Origin of the sequence: Enterobacter cloacae complex sp. IR5458 (genome assembly GCF_049238025.1) — a bacterium.
In the GTDB taxonomy this organism is placed as follows: domain Bacteria; phylum Pseudomonadota; class Gammaproteobacteria; order Enterobacterales; family Enterobacteriaceae; genus Enterobacter; species Enterobacter kobei.
In genome coordinates this window covers 95,939-111,784 of sequence record NZ_JBMKIF010000008.1, presented here as the reverse complement: position 1 = coordinate 111,784, position 15,846 = coordinate 95,939, and the positions used below count along the sequence as shown (strand labels likewise).

Annotated in this window: 17 protein-coding genes; 7 read left to right on the top strand and 10 right to left on the bottom strand. The window is 55.5% G+C overall.

Annotation, left to right across the window (positions count from 1 at the left end):
• Positions 1 to 2 precede the first annotated feature (2 nt).
• Genes recG through gmk form a run of 5 tightly spaced genes read right to left on the bottom strand, consistent with a single transcriptional unit; the run spans position 3 to position 5,869 of the window.
• A complete protein-coding gene (recG, locus tag ACOTYN_RS09100) occupies positions 3 to 2,084 on the bottom strand; it encodes an ATP-dependent DNA helicase RecG (RefSeq protein ID WP_032635294.1) in 2,082 nt (693 codons plus the stop codon).
• A gap of 3 nt (positions 2,085 to 2,087) precedes the next feature.
• Positions 2,088 to 2,777: a tRNA (guanosine(18)-2'-O)-methyltransferase TrmH gene (gene trmH, locus ACOTYN_RS09095; RefSeq protein ID WP_014881975.1), complete on the bottom strand. Its 690-nt coding sequence runs from the start codon at positions 2,775 to 2,777 to the stop codon at positions 2,088 to 2,090.
• A 4-nt stretch (positions 2,778 to 2,781) separates the two neighbouring features.
• The gene (spoT, locus tag ACOTYN_RS09090; RefSeq protein ID WP_014881976.1) at positions 2,782 to 4,896 is read right to left on the bottom strand and encodes a bifunctional GTP diphosphokinase/guanosine-3',5'-bis pyrophosphate 3'-pyrophosphohydrolase; all 2,115 of its coding nucleotides are present in this window, start codon (positions 4,894 to 4,896) and stop codon (positions 2,782 to 2,784) included.
• A 19-nt stretch (positions 4,897 to 4,915) separates the two neighbouring features.
• Positions 4,916 to 5,191, bottom strand: a complete 276-nt coding sequence (gene rpoZ / locus ACOTYN_RS09085; protein WP_000135058.1) for a DNA-directed RNA polymerase subunit omega — start codon at positions 5,189 to 5,191, stop codon at positions 4,916 to 4,918.
• A gap of 54 nt (positions 5,192 to 5,245) precedes the next feature.
• Positions 5,246 to 5,869, bottom strand: a complete 624-nt coding sequence (gene gmk / locus ACOTYN_RS09080; RefSeq protein WP_014881977.1) for a guanylate kinase — start codon at positions 5,867 to 5,869, stop codon at positions 5,246 to 5,248.
• A gap of 250 nt (positions 5,870 to 6,119) precedes the next feature.
• Here gmk and ligB point away from each other — a divergent pair, with 250 nt between their 5' ends.
• Entirely contained in the window at positions 6,120 to 7,790 is a 1,671-nt protein-coding gene (ligB, locus tag ACOTYN_RS09075; RefSeq protein ID WP_332957331.1) for an NAD-dependent DNA ligase LigB, read from the top strand.
• 2 nt (positions 7,791 to 7,792) lie between these two features.
• Here ligB and ACOTYN_RS09070 read toward each other — a convergent pair whose 3' ends face one another.
• Both ACOTYN_RS09070 and ACOTYN_RS09065 read right to left on the bottom strand, forming a co-directional pair.
• Complete coding sequence (locus ACOTYN_RS09070; RefSeq protein WP_023331717.1) at positions 7,793 to 8,410, bottom strand: trimeric intracellular cation channel family protein; 618 nt, start codon at positions 8,408 to 8,410, stop codon at positions 7,793 to 7,795.
• A gap of 206 nt (positions 8,411 to 8,616) precedes the next feature.
• Entirely contained in the window at positions 8,617 to 9,480 is an 864-nt protein-coding gene (locus ACOTYN_RS09065) for a YicC/YloC family endoribonuclease (protein WP_008502687.1), read from the bottom strand.
• Between the two features lie 125 nt (positions 9,481 to 9,605).
• On the opposite strand from ACOTYN_RS09065, the gene rph reads away from it, so the two are divergent.
• Both rph and pyrE read left to right on the top strand, forming a co-directional pair.
• Entirely contained in the window at positions 9,606 to 10,322 is a 717-nt protein-coding gene (gene rph, locus ACOTYN_RS09060; protein ID WP_023331718.1) for a ribonuclease PH, read from the top strand.
• Between the two features lie 65 nt (positions 10,323 to 10,387).
• Positions 10,388 to 11,029, top strand: coding sequence for an orotate phosphoribosyltransferase (pyrE, locus tag ACOTYN_RS09055; protein WP_047343852.1), 642 nt, complete (start codon positions 10,388 to 10,390; stop codon positions 11,027 to 11,029).
• 84 nt (positions 11,030 to 11,113) lie between these two features.
• Here pyrE and slmA read toward each other — a convergent pair whose 3' ends face one another.
• The 3 genes from slmA to coaBC all read right to left on the bottom strand — a co-directional run bounded on the left by slmA (position 11,114) and on the right by coaBC (position 13,478).
• On the bottom strand, positions 11,114 to 11,710 hold the full coding sequence (slmA, locus tag ACOTYN_RS09050; RefSeq protein ID WP_014881982.1) for a nucleoid occlusion factor SlmA: 597 nt from the start codon (positions 11,708 to 11,710) through the stop codon (positions 11,114 to 11,116).
• A 120-nt stretch (positions 11,711 to 11,830) separates the two neighbouring features.
• Positions 11,831 to 12,289: a dUTP diphosphatase gene (dut, locus tag ACOTYN_RS09045; protein WP_015570042.1), complete on the bottom strand. Its 459-nt coding sequence runs from the start codon at positions 12,287 to 12,289 to the stop codon at positions 11,831 to 11,833.
• Positions 12,267 to 13,478, bottom strand: a complete 1,212-nt coding sequence (coaBC, locus tag ACOTYN_RS09040; protein ID WP_088126285.1) for a bifunctional phosphopantothenoylcysteine decarboxylase/phosphopantothenate--cysteine ligase CoaBC — start codon at positions 13,476 to 13,478, stop codon at positions 12,267 to 12,269. Before coaBC ends, dut begins: the two co-directional genes overlap by 23 nt.
• A 171-nt stretch (positions 13,479 to 13,649) precedes the next feature.
• On the opposite strand from coaBC, the gene radC reads away from it, so the two are divergent.
• The 4 genes from radC to mutM all read left to right on the top strand — a co-directional run bounded on the left by radC (position 13,650) and on the right by mutM (position 15,845).
• A complete protein-coding gene (gene radC, locus ACOTYN_RS09035; RefSeq protein WP_014881984.1) occupies positions 13,650 to 14,318 on the top strand; it encodes a RadC family protein in 669 nt (222 codons plus the stop codon).
• 218 nt (positions 14,319 to 14,536) lie between these two features.
• Positions 14,537 to 14,773 carry a 50S ribosomal protein L28 gene (gene rpmB / locus ACOTYN_RS09030; protein ID WP_002436699.1) on the top strand — a complete coding sequence of 79 codons (237 nt, stop codon included), beginning with the start codon at positions 14,537 to 14,539 and terminating at the stop codon, positions 14,771 to 14,773.
• Between the two features lie 22 nt (positions 14,774 to 14,795).
• Positions 14,796 to 14,963, top strand: a complete 168-nt coding sequence (rpmG, locus tag ACOTYN_RS09025; RefSeq protein ID WP_332957330.1) for a 50S ribosomal protein L33 — start codon at positions 14,796 to 14,798, stop codon at positions 14,961 to 14,963.
• 72 nt (positions 14,964 to 15,035) lie between these two features.
• Positions 15,036 to 15,845, top strand: coding sequence for a bifunctional DNA-formamidopyrimidine glycosylase/DNA-(apurinic or apyrimidinic site) lyase (gene mutM / locus ACOTYN_RS09020; protein WP_014881985.1), 810 nt, complete (start codon positions 15,036 to 15,038; stop codon positions 15,843 to 15,845).
• Position 15,846 lies beyond the last annotated feature (1 nt).

The window sequence follows — 15,846 nt, the reverse complement described above, 5'->3', positions numbered from 1 at the left end:
GATCAGGCGTTGGAATAGCGCTCGGTTTCCGGCATCCAGCGCTCAATTAACGCTGCCGCCTGTTCGGGGTAGCGTTCATGAATATGGCGTGCGAGGCGCTGAACTTCCGGGATCATGGCCTGATCGCGCAGCAAATCCGCCACCTTAAATTCGGCATTTCCCGTCTGACGCGTGCCCAGCAATTCGCCCGGGCCGCGTATCTCAAGGTCTTTTTGTGCAATCACAAAACCGTCGTTGCTGTCGCGCAGCACCTGCAAACGCATCTGGGCAGTTTTTGAGAGCGGCGCTTTATAGAGCAGCACGCAGTGGGAGGCCACTGCGCCACGCCCAACGCGCCCACGCAGCTGGTGGAGCTGAGCAAGGCCAAGACGCTCCGGGTTTTCGATGATCATCAGGCTGGAGTTGGGGACGTCGACGCCCACTTCAATAACCGTCGTCGCGACCAGTAAATGCAGCTCACCCTGTTTGAACGCCTGCATCACCGCCTGTTTTTCGGCAGGCTTCATGCGCCCGTGAACCAGACCCACGTTTAGCTCCGGCAGCGCCAGCTTTAGCTCTTCCCACGTTGCTTCAGCAGCCTGCGCTTCAAGCAGTTCTGACTCTTCAATCAGGGTGCAGACCCAATAGGCCTGACGCCCTTCGTGGGTACAGGCGTTGCGCACGCGGTCGATGATATCGCTGCGGCGCGTATCCGGTATGGCGACCGTCGTGACCGGCGTACGCCCCGGCGGCAGTTCATCGATGGTGGAGGTATCCAGATCGGCGTAGGCGGTCATCGCCAGGGTGCGCGGGATTGGCGTGGCGGTCATGATCAGCTGATGCGGATGGAAGCCCTGCTGCAGCCCTTTTTCCCACAGCGCCAGACGTTGATGCACGCCGAAGCGGTGCTGTTCGTCGATAATCACCAGCGCAAGGCCGTTAAACTGTACCTGCTCCTGGAAGATAGCGTGTGTGCCGACAATCATCTGCACCTGGCCGCTGGCGATGGCTTCCTGCTGCGCAAGACGCGCTTTGCCTTTTTGCTTCCCGGCAAGCCAGCCTACCTCAATCCCGAGCGGCGCGAACCAGGCGCGGAAATTATTGGCGTGCTGTTCAGCCAGCAGCTCAGTCGGCGCCATCAGCGCCACCTGTTTACCGTGGGCAATCGCGCGCAGTGCTGCCAGGGCGGCAACCAGCGTTTTACCTGACCCGACGTCGCCCTGCACCAGGCGCATCATCGGCACGTCGAGGGCCATATCGCGTTCAATCTCGGCCGTTACGCGCGCTTGAGCGCCGGTCGGCTTAAACGGCAGAGAGGCCAGCAGCTTATCTTTGAGCGCATCATTCTGGCTTAACGGCTGAGCGTGGAAACGCTGCGCGCCTGCGCGAAGCGCCAGCATGCTCAGGTTATGTGCCAGTAATTCCTCAAGGATAAGACGCCGTTGTGCGGGATGTTTGCCGCTTTCTAAATCGCTGAGCTGTAATGTGGGTGGTGGACGATGCAGTGTGCGCAATGCCTCGGGCAGGCTCATCATGCCCTGTGCCAGCTCGGGGGGCAGAAGTTCGGTAATCGCGCAGGTATCCAGCAGCTCCAGCGCCTGATCGGTGAGTTTACGCAGCGTTGCCTGCTTAATGCCTTCAGTCGTCGGGTAAACCGGCGTAAGCGTCTCCTGCAGTTCCGGTGTGCTGAGGTCGCCCTGCACGCGGTACTCCGGGTGGATCATCTCTGCGCCGTATTTACCGCGTTTGGCTTCGCCATAGGCCAGCACTCGGCGGCCTGTCGCCAGGCTGTTTTTCATCGCTGCGCTGAAGTTGAAAAAACGCATGGTGAGAATGCCGGTACCGTCGCTGATCTGACAGGTCATCATCCGGCGTCCACCAAACGTGATGTTGCAGTTCAGGACTTCGCCTTCAACGGTGGCGTAAATGGCAGGCAGCAGATCGCCAATTTTGTAGAGCTGAGTGCGGTCTTCGTAACGCAGAGGGAGGTGCAGGAGGAGATCCTGCACGGTATGCAGGCCAATTTTTGCCAGCTTACTGCTTTGCGCCGCGCCCACGCCCGTCAGGCTATTGAGCGGAATGGCATCCAGCAGGCGGCCTTTCATCAGTTACCCGGCGTACTGCATGGTGGACCACCACTCGGCATCGGCTTCAATTTCGCCCTGCGCGTTGACGTGGGGGTAAGGCAATTTTTTCTGCTTCGCGACGCGAGCCAGCACCGGATAACCGCCTTCAAACAGCAGGCGCTGCTGTTCCTCTTCCGGCAGCATACTGTTGCTGCGCTCGTACATTCCGGCGTTCTGGCGCTGGCGCTGCGCTTCATACAGAATCAGCGCAGAGGCAACCGACACGTTCAGAGACTGAACCATACCGATCATCGGGATGATGATGTCCTGATCTGCCAGATCCAGCGCTTCCTGGGTGATCCCGGTTTTCTCCTGCCCCATCAAAATGCAGGTTGGGCGGGTGTAGTCGATCTCGCGGAAATCTACAGCTTTAGCAGAAAGGTGAGTCGCAAGAACCTGCATACCGCGGCCTTTCAGGTGCGATACGGCTTCACCAATCGTCTGATGCGTTTTGACGGATACCCAGCTGTTGCTGCCTGCGGCAGCAGACACCATGTTTCGCATGCGGGTGCCCGGCCAGACGGCGTGCACTTCATGTACGCCGACGGCGTCTGCGGTACGAACGATAGCAGAGACGTTATGAGGCTTATGAACCTGCTCCATGCAGACCGTCAGGTCAGGCTGACGCCTGGCGAGCATTTCGCAGATACGTGTATAACGTTGTGAATTCATAAACCTAGTTTCGGTTTCGGGTAACTTTAATCACGTCCGGCATGACGCGGATCTTGCGCATAATATTCGCCAGATGCACGCGGTCGCGGGCGGTCAGACGAATAAAGGCGCTATAAACGCGGCCGTCTTTTTCTTCCGTATTCAGGCTCTGAATGTTGGACGAGGCCGTGTTGATCGCTGCCGTCAGGTTTGCCAGGGCGCCCTGGTGATTGAACATATCCACCTTAATTTCGGTGATAAATTCCTGCGCCGTCTCTTTGTCCCACTCGACCGCCATAAACTTCTCGGCTTCTTTCTGGTAGCCGCGAATGTTACGACAGGATTCATGGTGGATAACCAGCCCTTTGCCGGGGCTGACGTGCGCAATAATCGGGTCACCTGGGATTGGACGGCAACATTTCGCGAAGGTGATCAGCACCCCGTCCGCGCCTTTGATTGGCAGATGAGCGTGGCCGGATGCGCCTGGAGCAGAAGGTATCGCTTCGCCCTGCTGCAGGTTTTTCGCCACCACGACGCTCATGGCGTTACCGAGACCAATTTCCGCCAGCAGATCGTCCAGAGACGTGAGCTTCATGCGGTCGAGTTCGCGCTGGATATGCTCTGGTGGAATTTCAGCCAGCTTACGGCTACCACCCAGCGCGTGGTTGAGCAGACGGCGTCCCAGGCTGACGGAGTCGTCGCGCTTGAGGTTTTTCAGCAACTGGCGGATTTTGGCGCGCGCTTTGGAGCTCACCACAAAGTTCAGCCAGGCCGCGTTCGGACGTGCGCCCGGTGCGGTAATAATTTCTACCGTCTGGCCGCTGGAGAGCGGCTGAGACAGCGGGTAAGGCTGTCTGTCGACGCGTGCGCCCACGCAGGCATGCCCGATATCGGTATGTACTGCGTAAGCAAAGTCTACCGGCGTTGCGCCCGCAGGCAGTTCGACAATGCGACCTTCTGGGGTGAAAACGTAAATCTCATCCGGGAAGAGATCGGATTTCACGCTCTCGATAAATTCAAAGGAGCTACCCGCACTCTGCTGCAGTTCCAGCAGGCTCTGCATCCAGCGCTGGGCACGGATCTGTGCAGTCGTGCTGCTTTCGCCACCGTGCTCTTTATACGCCCAGTGCGCGGCGACACCCATCTCTGCCATCTGGTCCATGTCTTCGGTGCGGATCTGCACTTCGACAGGCACGCCGTGTGGGCCGATCATCGAGGTATGCAAAGATTGATAGCCGTTCGCTTTTGGAATGGCGATGTAATCTTTCATGCGCCCCGGACGCGGTTTGTAGAGGCTGTGCATCTGCCCCAGCACGCGATAGCAGGTGTCGGCATCGTGGACGATCACGCGGAACGCGTAAATATCCATGATCGAGTGAAAACGCTGCTCTTTGAGCACCATTTTGCAGTAAATCGAGTACAGATGTTTCTCGCGACCGCTGACGCGGCACGGAATACCCGCTTCCTGTAAACGTCCTTCAATTTCCGAGAGGATCTTTTGAATCATCTCTTTACGGTTACCGCGTGCGGCTTTCACCACCTCTTTAATGACGCGATAGCGGTTCGGGTATAACGCTTCAAAACCCAGCTCTTCCAGCTCGGTTTTAATGTGGTGAATACCTAAACGGTGCGCCAGCGGACTGTAAATTTCCAGGGTTTCACGAGCAATGCGGCGACGTTTGTCCGGGCGAAGTGAGCCCAGCGTGCGCATGTTGTGGGTACGGTCAGCGAGTTTGATGAGAATGACGCGGATATCCTGCACCATCGCCATAATCATCTTGCGGAAGTTTTCGGCTTGCGCCTCTTTCTTGTCGCGGAATTTCAGCTTATCAAGCTTAGAGACCCCTTCCACCAGTTCGGCAACGCTTTTGCCAAACAGCTGTTCCATATCCTGGTAGGTGGCAGGGGTATCTTCGATCACGTCATGCAGCAGAGCAGCCATCAGCGTTTCGTAGTCGAGTTTCATCTCGGCCAGAATGCAGGCTACCGCAACAGGGTGCGTGATGTAGGGTTCACCGCTTGAACGTGTCTGGCCCTCGTGAGCGTCACGTGCAACGAGATACGCCTGCTGAAGACGCTTAATCTGGTCTTCAGGCAGGTAGGTTTGAATCAGTTGATTCAGGCTTTCAAACAGATACAAGGGCGACCCGCAGGTTTAATTAACGACGACCTTCAGCAATGGCGGTTACGGCCTGCAGTTCTGCGGCTTCCTGCTCTTGCTGCTCCTGGCGCTCACGCACGTCGAGGATCTGGTTGTTGATCAGACCTTCTTCGATTTCGCGAAGTGCAATAACGGTGGTTTTATCGTTTTCTTCCGGTACCAGCGGATCTTTACCGCCTACCTGCATCTGACGAGCGCGACGCGCGGCGACCAGTACCAGGTCAAAACGGTTACCAATTTTCTCTACAGCGTCCTGAACAGTTACGCGTGCCATACTTAAAATGCTCCACAGGTGAAGAAATGACTGGGCATGATACTGAAAGTGGGTTCAGTCTGCCAACAGTTTGGTGATTAATGCGTCATGTCGCTGCTTCTGGCGGCTCATACGCAGACGTTCTGCGCGAAGGATGGTTTTGAGATCGCTCAGCGCGGCATCAAAATCATCATTCACAATAAGGTAATCATATTCCGCGTAATGGCTCATTTCTGCAACTGCCTGGGCCATACGCTTTGCAATCACGTCTTCGCTGTCCTGACCGCGGCCACGCAGACGGCGATCCAGCTCATCTTTCGATGGCGGTAAAATAAAGATACTGCGTGACTCCGGCATTTTCTTACGAATTTGCTGTGCGCCCTGCCAGTCGATATCCAGGAAGACATTCACGCCCGTGGCCAGAACCTGCTCAATGGTTTCACGCGAGGTACCGTAGTAGTTACCAAACACTTCAGCGTGTTCAAGGAACGCATCCCTGGCGATCATCGCTCTGAACTCGTCGTGATCCACAAAGAAATAGTGTTCACCGTGCACTTCACCCGGACGCGGCTGACGCGTGGTGTGAGAAACAGATACCTGTGTGTCGTACAACGGTTGGGTTTTTAACAGTGCCTGAATAAGGCTGGATTTACCCGCGCCACTAGGGGCAGAAACAATATAAAGCGTGCCTTGAGCCATGAGAGTCTTTGTATGTGTTAGCGAAGAAGTCCTACATACGGGCTTATTATACACGTCGGCGCAGTGTGACGTAGCCTTTGTCACACTTTTTCCCCTGGATTATTGAATTTTGCGTACCGTTTTCAGGTTTTACCCGCGGTTTGCTGCAATAAAAATGAATACTGGATAGCGTCTCGCATGATGAGAAGTTGCTATTAGCCATGTTTCTCACGTCAGGTTATACCTCCGGCATTGCAAAGGAGGGGTAGCGATGTGGAGATGGATAAGCGGGTTAATGCTGTTGTGGTGTGGTTATGGGGCGGCGGTGTGTCCGGTGTGGTCACAGGCTAAAGCCGGAAAAGAGATTGAATCCTTAAGCGCACAGATCAAACGCTGGGATGAAGCCTACTGGAAGCAGGGCGTCAGCGAGGTCAACGACGAGGTATACGACCAGCTCAACGGACGCTTAGCCCAGTGGCAGCGCTGTTTTGGCCATGATCTCTCAGAGAACACCTTACCTGCGCTGACGGGAAGCGTAAAACATCCTGTTGCCCATACGGGGGTGCATAAGGCCGCCAGCAAAGAAGCGCTAGGTCAGTGGATGCGAGGCCAGAAAAATCTCTGGATGCAGCCAAAAGTCGACGGCGTGGCGGTGACGCTGGTGTATCGCAACGGAAAGCTCACCCAGGCTATCAGTCGTGGTAATGGGTTAAAAGGTGAGGACTGGACCGCTCGCGTGCGTTTGATTCCGTCAGTGCCTAAAGAGGTATCCGGCGCGCTGGCAAACAGCGTCCTGCAGGGGGAGCTTTTCTGGATGCGCGAGAATCACATTCAGCGGCAGATGGGCGGAATGAATGCACGCGCAAAAGTGGCGGGAGCGATGATGCGGCAGAACGACGGTGCGCTTCTGAACCAGACAGGAATATTTATCTGGGCCTGGCCGGATGGTCCGAAAGAGATGAAAAGTATGCTTTCTGCGCTGTCCGGAGCAGGGTTTTCCATGACGGCGTCCTATACCTTGCCCACCCGAACGGTTGATGAAGTTGAAAAGCAGCGTTTGGCCTGGCAAAACACAGCATTACCCTTTGCCACGGATGGCATTGTGGTTCGGTCCGCGGAGTCGCCTTCAGGGGAGCGCTGGCTGCCTGGCGAAGGCAACTGGGTCATGGCGTGGAAATATCCGCCAGTTGCGCAGGTTGCTGAGGTCAGGGATATTCATTTTTCAGTTGGGCGTACAGGTAAAATTTCCGTCGTGGCGGCGCTGGAGCCGGTGCAACTGGATGATAAACAGGTACAGCGGGTGAGCCTGGGGTCGGTTGGACGCTGGCAGAGGCTGGATATTGCCCCTGGCGATCAGATCCAGGTGAGCCTTGCCGGGCAGGGTATCCCACGGTTTGATAAGGTTATCTGGCGAGGGACGGACAGACAAAAACCTGAACCACCGGCCTCGCGTTTTCACTCCCTGAGCTGTTTTTATGCTTCGCCAGAGTGTATGGAACAGTTCTTCGCCCGGTTGACATGGCTCAGTTCTAAGCAGGTATTCAACATTGAAGGATTAGGCGAGTCAGGCTGGCGAACACTCTGGCAGGCGCATCATTTTGAACATCTCTTCTCATGGCTGCTCTTAACGCAGGCGCAGCTCCAGTCTACGCCGGGGTTTTCTCCAGCGCGTGGGCTGGCGCTCTGGCATCGCTTCAACCTGGTACGTGAACAACCTTTTATCCACTGGATGATGGCGTTGGGTGCGCCATTGCCACAAGCCTCGCTGAAGGCGTTGGGGGATATGTCATGGCAACAGATGCGTGAACGCAGCGCAAAGGCTTGGCAGGCCTTGCCGGGTACGGGGGAAGAGAGGGCGCGGCAGATCGTGAGCTGGATAAATGCACCAGAGATTGATGTGCTGGTCCGGTGGCTTGCCCGGCAGCACATCAACGGTTTCTGAGATCAGTGTACGCCGTGCTTATAGTGAAACACGGGCAGTCCCAGCTTCAGACGCAGCGCCAGCATGCGGGCCGTAAAGCCAAACAGCAGCGTAGAGATAACCACCACATCATGGTTAGAAACATAGTGCTGCAGGGCGATGTAGAGCACCGCTGCGGCGAAGGAAATGCCGGCATACAGCTCTTTTTGAAAGACCAGGGGAATGCGTTTGCAGAACATATCGCGCAGTACGCCGCCAAACACCCCTGTGACCACAGCAGCAATCGTGGCGATAACCGGCCCTTCACCCATATCGAGCGCGATCTGTGCACCGATGATAGAAAAGACAATCAGCCCCAGCGCATCCAGCACCAGAAACAGGCGGCGCAGATGGGGCATAACGGGTGCCACAATGGTGGTTAATACGGCGGCTGTTGCCACGATAATCACATACTCAGGGTGTTTAACCCAGCCGAGAGGGTAATGGCCAAGCAGGATATCGCGCACGGATCCGCCGCCCAGCGCGGTCGCGGTGGCAATAATGATCACGCCGAAGGTGTCCATGCGGCGTCGTCCGGCTGCAAGTGCGCCGGTCATGGCTTCTGCGGTGATACCAATAAGATAAAGAGTGTGAAGCAGCATATACCCTCCGGTCAGAACGCGGGCAGGTTAGCGATTTGTGCGCAAGATCACGATTGAGATTTTCTAAGGTGAATCCCTTTGCGCTATAAAAATTTATTCATTTCCCTTAAAGGGGCCTGATAAATGGAGGTAAGGAAGGAGAGTGGGTGGAAATTCGGATTAAAAATACTAATGGGTGGTGTCCAGCGGACACCACCTGAAAGCGATTACTCGATATTCTGGATTTGCTCGCGCATCTGCTCAATCAGCACCTTCAGCTCGATCGCTGAGTTGGTTACTTCAGCATTGATCGACTTAGATGCCAGGGTGTTCGACTCGCGGTTGAACTCCTGCATCATAAAGTCGAGGCGGCGGCCTACCGCTTCCTTCTTCTTCAGGATGTTGTAGGTCTCTTTCACGTGTGCTTCCAGACGATCCAGCTCTTCGGCAACGTCAATACGCTGCGCCATCAGCACCAGCTCTTGTTCCAGACGGGTGTTTTCCAGCTGAACTTCCGCTTCTTCCAGTTTGGCTACCAGACGCTCGCGCTGCCATTGCAGTACTTCCGGCATATGGGTGCGGACTTTTGCCACTTCGGCGCTTACGCCTTCGAGGCGCTGCTCAATCATCGCTTTCAGCGCCTGGCCTTCGGTTTCGCGGGCCACGATAAAGTCATCCAGGGTACCGTCGAGGGCGGCAAGGATTTCGGCGGCGATGGCATCCAGATCCTGCTCACCGGCAGCCATGACGCCAGGCCAGCGCAGAATATCAACCGGGTTGATTTCACCTTCATCACTTTGCATTTTGACCCAGTTCGCCGCATTCACGAGCTGTTTAGCCAGTTTTTCATTCAGGATCAGTTCGCCCTGCGCACTGGCATCAGGCTCAAAACGCAGGTTACATTCCACTTTACCGCGCGTCAGACGAGTACGGATGCGCTCGCGTACAACGGGCTCGAGGCTGCGGAACTGCTCCGGCATACGGAAATATGTTTCCAGATAGCGCTGGTTTACCGAGCGCATTTCCCAGGTAGCGCTACCCCAGCTACCCTTGATTTCACGCCGGGCGTAGGCGGTCATACTGCGGATCATAGACATTCCCGTTTTTAAAGGAGAGATGGGGGGATTATAGCTTTCGGGGGCTTCTCAGGATAGGAATAAGCGTCCTTTATCCGTATAATGCGCAGCCACATTCGTTTCAAGCCGGAGAATCCATCATGCGTCCATCAGGTCGTAGCGCCAATCAGGTGCGTCCCGTCACCCTGACCCGTAACTATACAAAACACGCTGAAGGTTCCGTGCTGGTTGAGTTTGGTGACACCAAAGTACTGTGCACCGCGTCCATCGAAGAAGGTGTTCCGCGTTTCCTGAAAGGCCAGGGCCAGGGCTGGATCACCGCAGAATACGGCATGCTGCCGCGCGCGACCCACACCCGTAACGCCCGTGAAGCGGCGAAGGGAAAGCAGGGTGGCCGTACCATGGAAATTCAGCGTCTGATCGCGCGTGCGCTACGCGCTGCTGTGGACCTGAAAACTCTCGGTGAATTCACGATTACGCTCGACTGCGACGTGATTCAGGCTGATGGCGGCACGCGTACCGCGTCCATTACCGGTGCCTGCGTGGCGCTGGCCGATGCCCTGAACAAACTGGTTGCAGCCGGTAAGCTGAAAACCAACCCAATGAAAGGTATGGTTGCGGCGGTTTCCGTGGGTATCGTTAATGGTGAAGCGCTGTGCGATCTGGAATACGTCGAAGATTCCGCCGCCGAGACCGACATGAACGTAGTGATGACCGAAGACGGTCGCATCATTGAGGTGCAGGGCACGGCGGAAGGCGAGCCGTTCACCCATGAAGAACTTCTTACCCTGCTGGCTCTGGCCCGAGGGGGAATCGAATCTATTGTCACGTCGCAGAAAGCGGCGTTAGAAAATTGATTTTAAAGGCGACCAATGAGTCGCCTTTTTTTTGCCTGCAAGACAGAATCCAAAGGAGCGAATCCATGAAATCGTATCAGCGCCAGTTTATTGAGTTTGCGATTAATAAACAGGTCCTTAAGTTTGGCGAGTTTACGCTGAAATCCGGTCGTAAGAGCCCTTATTTCTTTAACGCCGGGCTGTTTAATACCGGGCGCGATCTGGCGCTGTTGGGTCGTTTCTATGCCGAAGCGCTGGTGGATTCCGGAATTGATTTTGACCTGCTTTTCGGCCCGGCCTACAAAGGCATTCCGATTGCCACCACCACCGCAGTAGCGCTGGCGGAACATCACGATCGCGACGTGCCGTACTGCTTTAACCGTAAAGAGGCTAAAACCCACGGTGAAGGCGGTAACCTGGTCGGCAGTGCACTGCAGGGCCGCGTGATGCTGGTGGACGATGTGATCACCGCAGGCACTGCGATTCGTGAATCGATGGAGATTATCCAGGCTCACGGCGCGACGCTGGCTGGCGTACTGATTTCTCTGGATCGTCAGGAGCGTGGTCGCGGCGATATCTCTGCTATCCAGGAAGTTGAGCGTGATTACGGCTGCAAAGTGACCTCTATCATTACCCTGAAAGAGCTGATTGCGTATCTGGAAGAGAAGCCTGAGATGGCGGACCATCTGGCTGCGGTGCGTGCATATCGCGAAGAGTTTGGCGTGTAGCTGAATTGCCCGGTGGCGCTACCGCTTACCGGGCCTACATCACCCGCAGGCCGGATAAGGCGAAGCCGTCATCCGGCACCGGAGTTATTGCAACTGAGCGGCGACGAGCGGCCAGCGGGCGTCAAAATCGTCCGTTGGGCGGTATTTAAATTCGCTACGGACAAAGCGTGAGAGCATACCTTCACAAAACGCTAAGATCTGGCTTGCCAGCAATGTCTCATCCATCGTGTATCCTTCGCCTTCACGCATTTTCTTCTCGCGAAGTACCTGGCGCAGCTGCGCTTCAATACGTTCGAAAAGCTGATTAATGCGGCCCTGTAGCCTGTCCTGCTCAAACATCAGCGCGTGACCAGTGAGGATACGGGTCAAGCCCGGATTACGTTCACCAAAGCCCAGAATTAACAGCACAATCAGACGCAGACGCGCGGTGGTGTCTTTTTCGTCTTTCAGAATCAGGTTGATGCGTGTGATCAGGCTGTCTTCAATAAACTCAATCAGGCTGTCGAACATCCTGGTTTTGCTGGGGAAATGACGGTACAGCGCCGCCTCAGACACGCCTACAGAGGCGGCCAGTTTAGCGGTGGTGATGCGTTGACTGCCATCGCTGGATTCAAGCATCAGAGCCAGAGATTGAAGTATTTCTTCGCGACGATTCCTTTTCGCGGTTTGTTTTTCTGCCATGTTACAAAATACCCCTGAAAATAAGCACTTGCCAGGCTGGCATCCACACAGCGACCGCAAACGGACGTTTGCGGTTTGTTATTGCATTATGGCGCTGTGAGATACGTGTTTGTTGGGCGTTTATTTGCGCCCGGAATGGCCGAAGCCGCCTTCGCCACGGTCGGTGGCGTCAAAATCTGCCACCAGGTTAAATTCTGCCTGAACCACCGGCACAAAGACCATCTGCGCGATACGCTCGCCCGGTTCAATGGTGAAGCTGTCCTGACCACGGTTCCAGACGGAAACCATCAGTTGACCCTGATAGTCGGAGTCGATCAGGCCAACCAGGTTGCCCAGCACAACGCCATGCTTATGGCCAAGGCCAGAGCGTGGCAGGATGACTGCCGCCAGAGACGGGTCAGCAATGTGAATGGCCAGGCCCGTCGGGATCAGGGTGGTGGCACCCGGAGCCAGTTCTACGGCGTCATCGAGACAGGCGCGCAGGTCAAGTCCGGCAGAGCCGGAGGTGGCATAGGTTGGCAGCGGGAATTGCTCGCCAACACGCGGGTCCAGAATCTTAACGTCGATTTTTTTCATCATAACGGGTAACGATCTCGTCCAGTAATTGTTGGCCCAGGAGTTCCTTGCGCTCAAGCGGTAAGATTTTATCTCCATCCTGCCAGAAAAGGTGCAGTGCGTTGCTGTCGCTGTTAAATCCTTGCGTGGCCAGCGATACATCGTTCGCGCAGATTAAATCGAGGTTTTTGCGCGTACGTTTTTGCCGGGCATATTCTTCCACATTATTCGTTTCTGCGGCAAACCCAACAACGTAAGGACGATGGTTTTTTAGTGCGGCGACGCCGGCAACAATGTCCGGGTTTTTCACCATTTTTAGTGTTAATTCATCGCCTTGCTTTTTGATTTTCGCATCAGAGATGGTCTCAGCGCGGTAGTCTGCCACGGCCGCACAACCGATGAAAATCTGCTGGCGTTGCGCATGAGCCTGCACGGCGGCTTCCATCTCCAGGGCGGTGGTGACGTTAATGCGCTGCACAAAAGGCGGCGTAGGCAACGAGACCGGACCGCTTACCAGCGTGACGTTGGCGCCGCGTTTTGCGGCGGCGGCAGCAATGGCAAAACCCATTTTGCCGGAACTGTGGTTAGTGATGTAACGCACCGGGTCCAGCGGCTCGCGCGTAGGGCCCGCGGTAATCATGATGTTGAGATGTTGCAGATCGTTGACAGGCGAGAAATGGGCGGCGGCCATGTCGACAATCGTCAGTGGGTCAAGCATGCGGCCCGGGCCCACATCGCCGCAGGCCTGGCTGCCGCTGTCCGGACCCCAGATAAACAGGCCACGTGACGCCAGCATCTCCAGATTATGCTGGGTGGCCGCGTTACGGTACATCTGCTGGTTCATCGCAGGCACAACGGCGACCGGGGCAGGTGTAGCGAGGCATATGGTTGAAACCAAATCGTTCGCCATACCGGCCGCCACTCGGGCGATCAAATCAGCCGTGGCAGGGGCAAGAATCACAAGATCTGCCCACTTCCCAAGCTCAATGTGGCCCATTGCGGCTTCGGCGGCCGGGTCGAGCAGGCTGTCAGATACCGGATACCCTGACACGGCCTGCAGGCTCAGGGGAGTGATAAAGGCTTTGCCGCCTTCGGTTATCGCGACCCGCACATCCGCCCCGCGCTCGCGCAGACGACGCACCAGCTCCGGCGCTTTATAGGCAGCAATACCGCCGCTTACGCCAAGAACGATTTTTTTACCGGCCAGGCTCATCATGATTCTTTCCTGTTGGGTTTCACCAGAGAGCGGGCATTTTATCACAATCCCCTGAGCGCGGTGATTTTGTCCTTAGCTCACTTTGCGAGGCGCTACGCAAGAACGATACGAGGCCGTCGAGTGCCTGACTGGCCTGTGGCAGCATGTGGGTAAAAAGGGAGAAAGAGCATGGAAGAAGAGGATGAACTGCTGCTGCCGCGCGAAAAGTTGCTGCGCAACGGCGTCACCCCATTAACAGACGATGAGCTGCTGGCGCTCTTTTTGCGTACCGGGACCCCGGGGAAAACGGTCTTTACGCTGGCAAAAGAGCTGATCGCTCATTTCGGTTCACTGTATGGCTTGCTGACCGCCGACCTGGCGCAGTTTAAGCATATTGGCGGGATCGGCGTGGCGAAATATGCTCAGCTGAGGGCGATTGCCGAGCTGGCCCGCCGTTTTAACAATGTCCGCCTGGAGAAGGAGGCACCGATCCTGACGCCAGCGATGACGCGTGAATTCCTGCAAAGTCAGTTAACCGATGTTGAACGCGAGATCTTTATGGTGATCTTTCTCGACAACAGGAACCGGGTGCTGAAACACAGCCATCTTTTTTCGGGTACCCTGAACCATGTTGAGGTACATCCGCGTGAAATTGTGCGCGAAGCGATAAAAGTGAATGCAGCGGGCGTGATCCTCGCGCATAATCACCCCTCTGGCTGTGCAGAACCGAGCAGAGCTGACAAAGAAATGACCGAGCGCATTATCAAATGCTGTCAATTCATGGACATTCGTGTGCTGGATCATCTGATAATTGGCCGCGGAGAGTACCTTTCTTTTGCCGAACATGGCTGGATTTAGGCTATTTCTGGCGATCCATCGGGATCTTTGTCTGTTCGGGACTTGAGCACACCGCCGAGTCAGCGTATACTACGCCACCTTTGAGAATCTCGGGTTTGGCATTTGGGCCTGGCAATCGAGAGTTCACTTAGAACTATGCGATGACCGGGCTGTAAAGCCTGACGAGGCGCCGATACCCCATACGAAGCTCGAGCTAATTTGATTTTTGGAGAATAGACATGTCCCGAGTCTGCCAAGTTACTGGCAAGCGTCCGGTGACCGGTAACAACCGTTCCCACGCACTGAACGCGACTAAACGCCGTTTCCTGCCGAACCTGCACTCTCACCGTTTCTGGGTTGAGAGCGAGAAGCGTTTTGTCACCCTGCGTGTATCTGCTAAAGGTATGCGTGTAATTGATAAGAAAGGCATCGATACAGTTCTGTCTGAACTGCGTGCCCGTGGCGAAAAGTACTAAGTACTTAAAGAGGAAATAAATCATGGCTAAAGGTATTCGCGAGAAAATCAAGCTGGTTTCTTCTGCTGGTACAGGTCACTTCTACACCACCACGAAGAACAAACGTACTAAGCCGGAAAAACTGGAACTGAGAAAATTCGATCCAGTTGTACGCCAGCACGTACTGTACAAAGAAGCTAAAATCAAATAATTTTAGCCTCCTTGTATTGAAAAACCCCGCAACTGCGGGGTTTTTTGCATTCTACATCTCAACGGAGGAACCATGCCTGAATTACCTGAGGTAGAGACCAGCCGCCGCGGCATTGAGCCCCATCTGGTCGGCGCGACGATTCTTCATGCTGTCGTTCGCAATGGACGTCTGCGCTGGCCGGTGTCCGATGAGATCCACGCGTTAAGCGATAAACCCGTGCTTAGCGTGCAGCGCCGCGCGAAATACCTGCTGCTGGAGCTGCCTGACGGCTGGATTATCATCCATCTGGGAATGTCCGGGAGCCTGCGCATCCTTACTGAAGAACTGCCCGCGGAAAAGCACGACCACGTCGATCTGGTGATGAGCAACGGCAAAGTGCTGCGTTACACCGACCCACGGCGCTTTGGCGCGTGGCTGTGGACTAAAGAGCTGGACGGGCACAACGTGCTGGCGCATCTGGGCCCGGAGCCGCTCTCAGACGCGTTTAATGCGGAATACCTGAAAGCGAAGTGCGCGAAGAAGAAGAGCCCGATTAAGCCCTGGCTGATGGATAACAAGCTGGTGGTCGGCGTGGGGAATATCTATGCCAGCGAATCGCTGTTTGCCGCCGGGATCCATCCCGATCGGCTGGCCTCTTCACTGTCGGCTCAGGAGTGCGAACTGCTGGTCAGAGTGATTAAAGCGGTATTGCTGCGCTCGATTGAGCAGGGCGGAACCACGCTGAAGGATTTCCTGCAAAGCGACGGCAAGCCGGGCTATTTTGCTCAGGAGCTGCAGGTGTATGGCCGTAAAGGTGAGCCATGCAGAGTCTGCGGAACGCCAGTTATTGCCACGAAGCACGCACAGCGCGCCACGTTCTACTGCCGTCAGTGTCAGAAATAGC

Bases quoted from the DNA above. Each gene is read 5' to 3' on its own strand.
- gmk (WP_014881977.1), bottom strand. From the start codon at position 5,869: ATGGCTCAAGGCACGCTTTATATTGTTTCTGCCCCTAGTGGCGCGGGT.
- radC (WP_014881984.1), top strand. From the start codon at position 13,650: ATGGAAGAAGAGGATGAACTGCTGCTGCCGCGCGAAAAGTTGCTGCGC.
- trmH (WP_014881975.1), bottom strand. From the start codon at position 2,777: ATGAATTCACAACGTTATACACGTATCTGCGAAATGCTCGCCAGGCGT.
- ACOTYN_RS09070 (WP_023331717.1), bottom strand. From the start codon at position 8,410: ATGCTGCTTCACACTCTTTATCTTATTGGTATCACCGCAGAAGCCATG.
- ACOTYN_RS09065 (WP_008502687.1), bottom strand. From the start codon at position 9,480: ATGATCCGCAGTATGACCGCCTACGCCCGGCGTGAAATCAAGGGTAGC.
- slmA (WP_014881982.1), bottom strand. From the start codon at position 11,710: ATGGCAGAAAAACAAACCGCGAAAAGGAATCGTCGCGAAGAAATACTT.
- rpoZ (WP_000135058.1), bottom strand. From the start codon at position 5,191: ATGGCACGCGTAACTGTTCAGGACGCTGTAGAGAAAATTGGTAACCGT.
- dut (WP_015570042.1), bottom strand. From the start codon at position 12,289: ATGATGAAAAAAATCGACGTTAAGATTCTGGACCCGCGTGTTGGCGAG.
- pyrE (WP_047343852.1), top strand. From the start codon at position 10,388: ATGAAATCGTATCAGCGCCAGTTTATTGAGTTTGCGATTAATAAACAG.
- rpmB (WP_002436699.1), top strand. From the start codon at position 14,537: ATGTCCCGAGTCTGCCAAGTTACTGGCAAGCGTCCGGTGACCGGTAAC.
- rph (WP_023331718.1), top strand. From the start codon at position 9,606: ATGCGTCCATCAGGTCGTAGCGCCAATCAGGTGCGTCCCGTCACCCTG.
- mutM (WP_014881985.1), top strand. From the start codon at position 15,036: ATGCCTGAATTACCTGAGGTAGAGACCAGCCGCCGCGGCATTGAGCCC.
- recG (WP_032635294.1), bottom strand. From the start codon at position 2,084: ATGAAAGGCCGCCTGCTGGATGCCATTCCGCTCAATAGCCTGACGGGC.
- coaBC (WP_088126285.1), bottom strand. From the start codon at position 13,478: ATGAGCCTGGCCGGTAAAAAAATCGTTCTTGGCGTAAGCGGCGGTATT.
- rpmG (WP_332957330.1), top strand. From the start codon at position 14,796: ATGGCTAAAGGTATTCGCGAGAAAATCAAGCTGGTTTCTTCTGCTGGT.
- ligB (WP_332957331.1), top strand. From the start codon at position 6,120: ATGTGGAGATGGATAAGCGGGTTAATGCTGTTGTGGTGTGGTTATGGG.